3 protein-coding genes are annotated in these 5,329 nt (G+C 70.8%); 2 read left to right on the top strand and 1 reads right to left on the bottom strand.

What is annotated here, in order from left to right:
- Window positions 1-146 precede the first annotated feature (146 nt).
- Window positions 147-2,366, top strand: coding sequence for an aldehyde oxidoreductase molybdenum-binding subunit PaoC (gene paoC, locus HUU95_RS07575; protein ID WP_174279560.1), 2,220 nt, complete (start codon window positions 147-149; stop codon window positions 2,364-2,366).
- Between the two features lie 34 nt (window positions 2,367-2,400).
- Here the strand turns inward: paoC and HUU95_RS07570 are convergent, their stop codons facing one another.
- The gene (locus HUU95_RS07570) at window positions 2,401-4,518 is read right to left on the bottom strand and encodes a PQQ-dependent dehydrogenase, methanol/ethanol family (protein WP_254602675.1); all 2,118 of its coding nucleotides are present in this window, start codon (window positions 4,516-4,518) and stop codon (window positions 2,401-2,403) included.
- A 159-nt stretch (window positions 4,519-4,677) separates the two neighbouring features.
- On the opposite strand from HUU95_RS07570, the gene HUU95_RS07565 reads away from it, so the two are divergent.
- The gene (locus HUU95_RS07565) at window positions 4,678-5,220 is read left to right on the top strand and encodes an RNA polymerase sigma factor (protein ID WP_174279559.1); all 543 of its coding nucleotides are present in this window, start codon (window positions 4,678-4,680) and stop codon (window positions 5,218-5,220) included.
- Window positions 5,221-5,329: the final 109 nt, after the last annotated feature.

Genomic DNA, 5,329 nt, shown 5'->3' with positions numbered 1-5,329 from the left:
GGCGGACGCGCTGCTCCCCCGGGGCGCGGCGGCGGTGACCGCGCGCGCGTTCGCGGGCGCAACACCCACCGCCGACAACGCCTTCAAGCTGCCGCTTGCCACCCGCGCGCTCGCCGCCGTCCTCGCGCAAGCCAAGGGCTGACGCCATGAAGTTCGACCAGCCCGCCGGCGCCAATCCGATCGACCAGCTCAAGCTGATCGGCCGCCCCACCGACCGCGTCGACGGTCCGCTCAAGACCACGGGCACCGCGCCCTACGCCGCCGAGCGGCACCACGTCGCGCCCGACCAGGCCCATGGCTATATCCTGGGCGCCGGGATCGCCAAGGGCCGGATCACCCGCATGGACACGCACGAGGCCAGGGCCGCGCCCGGCGTGCTCGCGGTGGTGACGACGCTCGATCATCCCAAGCCGCTGCCGCCGGGGCTGTACAACGTCGCGTCGCTGTTCGGCGGCGCCGAGGTCCGGCATTATCACCAAGCGATCGCCATCGTGGTGGCGGAGACGTTCGAGCAGGCGCGCGCGGCGTCGGCACTGATCCGCGTCGACTATGCGCGCGCCGCCGGCAAGTTCGACCTCGCGCACGAGGCGCCGGCCGCGCCGCTCAGCGGCGGGGACAGCGGCGAGGGCTCGGGCGCCCCCGCGATCGACCGGGTGGGCGACTTCGCACACGCGTTCGCCGCCGCGCCGGTCACGATCGACCGGACCTACACGACGGCGGACGAGAGCCACGCGATGATGGAGCCGTTCGCGACGATCGCGGCCTGGGCCGGCGACAGGCTGACGGTGTGGACCTCCAACCAGACGATCGCGTGGAGCAAGGGCTCGCTCGCGAAAATCCTGTCGATCAAGCCGGAGAATGTGCGGCTCGACTCGCCGTTCGTCGGTGGCGGCTTCGGCGGCAAGCTGTGGGTGCGCGCCGACGCGGTGTGCGCGGCGCTGGGCGCGAAGGCGGCGGGCCGGCCGGTCAAGGTCGCGATGCAGCGGCCGTTGATGATCAACAACGCGACGCATCGCCCGGCCACGATCCAGCGCGTGCGGCTGGGCGCGACCCGCGACGGCCGGCTGACCGCGATCGCGCATTCGTCGACCAGCGGCAATCTGCCCGGTGGCGATCCGGAGACGGCGGTGTCGCCGACCAAGCTGCTCTACGCCGCGCCCCATCGCGAGACCTTCATGCGGCTGGCGGTGCTCGACCTGCCGGAGGGCAACGCGATGCGCGCGCCGGGCGAGGCGCCGGGGCTGATGGCGCTGGAGGTCGCGATGGACGAGCTGGCGGAGGCGCTGGGCATGGACCCGGTGGAGCTGCGCGTCCGTAACGACACGCAGGTCGATCCCGCCAAGCCGGGCCGGCCGTTCTCGGAGCGGCATTTGGTCGAGTGCCTGCGCGTCGGCGCGGCGCGGTTCGGCTGGGCGACGCGAAGCCCGACGCCCGCGCGGGTGCGCGACGGCCGGTGGCTGGTCGGCATGGGCGTCGCGGCCGGGGTGCGCGACAACCAGCTCATGAAATCGGCCGCGCGCATCCGGCTGGAGCGGGACGGGCGGCTGACGGTAGAGACCGACATGACCGATATCGGCACCGGCTCCTACACTGTCCTCGCCCAGACCGCGGCCGAGATGATGGGCGTGCGGCTGGACGCGGTGACGGTGCGGCTGGGGGACAGCGACTTCCCCGAATCGGCCGGCTCGGGCGGGCAATGGGGCGCCAACAACGCCACCGCCGGGCTCTATGCGGCATGCCTCAAGCTGCGCGAGGCGGTCGTGGCGCATCTGGACCTGCCGGGCGACGTCGAGTTCGCCAACGGCCGGGTGAGTGCCGACAGCCGCAGCGTCCCTCTCAAGGACGCGGCCCGGAACGGCCCCCTTGTCGGCGAGGACGGGTTCGACCCCACCGACATGGGCGAGCGCTGGCAGCAATCGACCTTCGCCGCCCATTTCGTCGAGGTCGGCGTCGATGCCTATACCGGCGTGACGCGGGTCCGCCGGATGCTCGCGGTGTGCGACGCGGGCCGCATCCTCAATCCCAAAGCGGCGCGCAGCCAGGTGATCGGCGCGATGACGATGGGGGTCGGCGCCGCGCTGATGGAGGAGCTCGCCGTCGACCCGCGCTTCGGGCTGTTCGTCAACCACGACCTCGCCGGCTACGAGGTGCCGGTCCATGCCGACATTCCCCATCAGGAGGTGGTGTTCCTCGATTACCCGGACGACAAATCGTCGCCGATGAAGGCCAAGGGCGTCGGCGAGCTCGGCCTGTGCGGCGTCGGCGCGGCGATCGCGAACGCCATGTACAACGCGACCGGCGTGCGCGTGCGCGACTATCCCCTGACGCTCGACAAACACTTGGATCGGTTGCCCGCCATGGCCTGATCGTGGCGCCCGCCGCGCGGACGGGATCGCCCGATCACTGGCTATGGTCCTTGACCGGGGGCACCGTGCGCGGCGGGGTGCTGATGAAGGCGTGAATGTCGTCGATGTCCTTCCGGCTCAGCACGTCGGCGAAGGACGACATGCCGGCGTCGCTCAACGCGCCGTCATGGACGATCGCCTGGATCGCGGCGTGGGTCGACGGCGGCAGGTTCCACAGGTCGGGATAGCCGGTGACGTTGCCCGGCGTGCCATGGCAGTTGGAGCAATTGGTGGCGAACAGGTCGGCGCCATGACGCACCATCGCCGCCGTGCCCCGATATTGCGCGGGCGCGGGTATTGGCGCGGCGGCGACCCGCAGCGGCGGCAGCGTCGGTGCCGCGCCGCCCAGCTTGAAGACGATCAGCCGTTCGGCATTGACGCGGCGCACCGCGACGACGTCGGGCGGAAAGGCGCCAAGCGACGCGCCGCCGAACCCGGCGGTGATCGCGAGGTAGCGCTCGCCGGCGATCTCATAGGTCATCGGCGACGCCATCACGGCGGTGCCGATGTCGATCCGTCGCAGCACGGTGCCGTCGCGGCCGTCATAGACGGTCAGATAGCCGTCCGCGCCGCCCTCGAAGACCAGGCCATCGCTGGTGGTCATCGTGCCGCCGCCATAGAAGGGCTGCGGCTTCGACGTCCACGCCGCCTTCTGCCGCACCGGGTCCCAGGCGGTGAGCACGGTGTCGAGCTTGGGCCTGGGCTGGCCCGCGGCGGTCGGCGAGTTGGCGTCGGTGAACACCGCCTCCGATCCCTGGATGACGGTATAGGGCTGCCAGGGCACCGGCTTCACCTTGAAGTTCATCGGCGCCTCCAGCACCGGGATATACACGAGCCCCGTCCGCGTGCTGTACGACATCGGATGCCAGTTGTGGGCGCCGAACTCGGACGGCCAGACGAGCTTGACCGCGTGCGAGAAGTCGCCCTGTTCGGTGAACACCGGCCGGCCGGTCTTGAGGTCGACATGATCGGCCCAAGTGGCGGTGGTGTATTTCTTGGCGGACAGCAGCTCGCCGGTGACCCGGTCAAGGACATAGAAGAAGCCGTTCTTCGGCGCCTGCATGATCACCCGGCGCTCGCGACCGTCGAGCGTCAGGTTCGCCAGGATCATGTTCTGCGTGGCGGTATAGTCCCAGCTGTCGCCCGGCGTCGTCTGATAATGCCATTTCTTGCGGCCGGTATCGGCGTCGAGCGCGACGATCGACGACAGGTACAGATTGTCGCCGCCGCCGGGGCTGCGCAGCCATTTGGGGTGCGGCATGCCGTTGCCGGTGCCGATATAGACGATGTTCGTCTCCGGATCGTAGACGATCGAGTCCCAGGGCGTGCCACCACCGCCGAACCCCCAGGCGGAGTGCGGGTCCCAGGTCTTGCGCGCCGCCGTGATCTCGGGCGTCTCGTCGCCCTTGGCGGGATCGCCCGGCACCGCCCAGAAGCGCCAGGCGAGCTTGCCGGTCTTGCGGTCAAAGGCGCTGGCATAGCCCCGCGCCCCCATTTCCGCCCCGCCATTGCCGATCACCACGTTGCGCCCGGCGATGCGCGGCGCGCCGGTGATGGCGTAGCTCATCCGCCGGTCGGTCAGCGTGTCGACCTTCCACAGCGGCTTGCCCGTCCGGGCGTCGAGCGCGGCGAGGTAGCCGTCGAGCGTGCCGACATAGACGGTGCCGTCCGCCACCGCGACGCCGCGATTGACCGCGTCGCAGCAGGTGTGACGTGCCCAATGGCCGTCGACCTGGGGATCGTAGCGCCAACGCTCCGCCCCGGTCCTGGCGTCGAGCGCGTAAACGACGCTCCACGGCCCGGTGACGTAGAGCACGCCGTCGACCAGGACGGGCGTCGCCTCCATCCCGCGATGGGTGCGGCCGCGCACGACGAAGTCGTCGAACTCCCAGGCGACGCCCAGCTTGCCCAGCTCGCCGGTCGCGAAGCTCGGCTGATAGCTGTGCGCCATCTCGCGGGCCCAGTCGGGCAGCGTCCCGCCCGCGCTCCCGGGGCCGCAGCCGGTCACCGCCAGCGCGCCGCCGGTCAGCAGGGCGAGCCCCCAGCCCCGCTTCCAGCGCCGCGCCCGCGCTCCCGCCGCCATCGTCGCCGGTCCCATATCTGTCGTCCCCATGCTCGTCGCCGGCCAGCCGGATGGTTCGTCCATCCCTGCAAGCTAAGACGCGTGGCGTCGACCGATCCGTCACGCGATCGGCCCGCGGAAAGAGCGATACCGCCAGCGTTTGCATCGCCGGCCGATCGCGGCCATCCTCCGCTCGCAAGGAACGCCCCGATGGCAACGAAGCCCGACAGCGAGCAGGTGTATGTCCAGACGCTTTATGCGGAGTTCCGCCGGCCGCTGCTGAGCTTCTTCCTGCGCCGGGTGACGGACGCCGGGGAAGCGGAGGATCTGGCCCAGGAAGTATTCTCGCGGTTGCTGCGCGAGCAGCGCCGCGACGGCATCGCCGACATCAGGGGCTATCTGTTCCGCGTCGCGCTGAACCTGTTGCGCGACCGCGCCCGGCGGGAGGGCGTGCGCGGCGCCACGCTGCTGTCCGATGTCCATGCGGGGCCGGTCGCCGATCTCGTCGCGGAACTGGTTGAGGATCGCCACCCCGAACGCGTCTTATTAGCCAAGGACGAGGTGGACCGGGTGGTCCGCGCCCTCAACTCGCTCCCCGAACGAACCCGGGACATGTACGTGCTGTTTCGCCTGGAGAACATGAAGCAGCGGGAGATCGCGCAACTCCACGGGCTCAGCCAGAGCACCGTCGAGAAGGAGGTGATGCGCGCGACGCTGCACCTGGCGCGATGGCTGGAGCGGGGCGGGCGATGACGGCGGATGAGCAGGACCGCGCCGCGATCGCTCGCCTGGCCGAGGCGAGCTACTGGCGGGCGCGGCTGGCGGAGCAGGACGAGGCGGCCGGCGCGGGGCTGGCGGGGTG

It is taken from the genome of Sphingomonas bacterium (assembly GCF_903643065.1).
Taxonomy (GTDB): Bacteria; Pseudomonadota; Alphaproteobacteria; order Sphingomonadales; family Sphingomonadaceae; genus Sphingomonas.
Note: the sequence above shows the minus strand (reverse complement) of the source record. Positions and strands in the feature narration are given on the sequence as shown.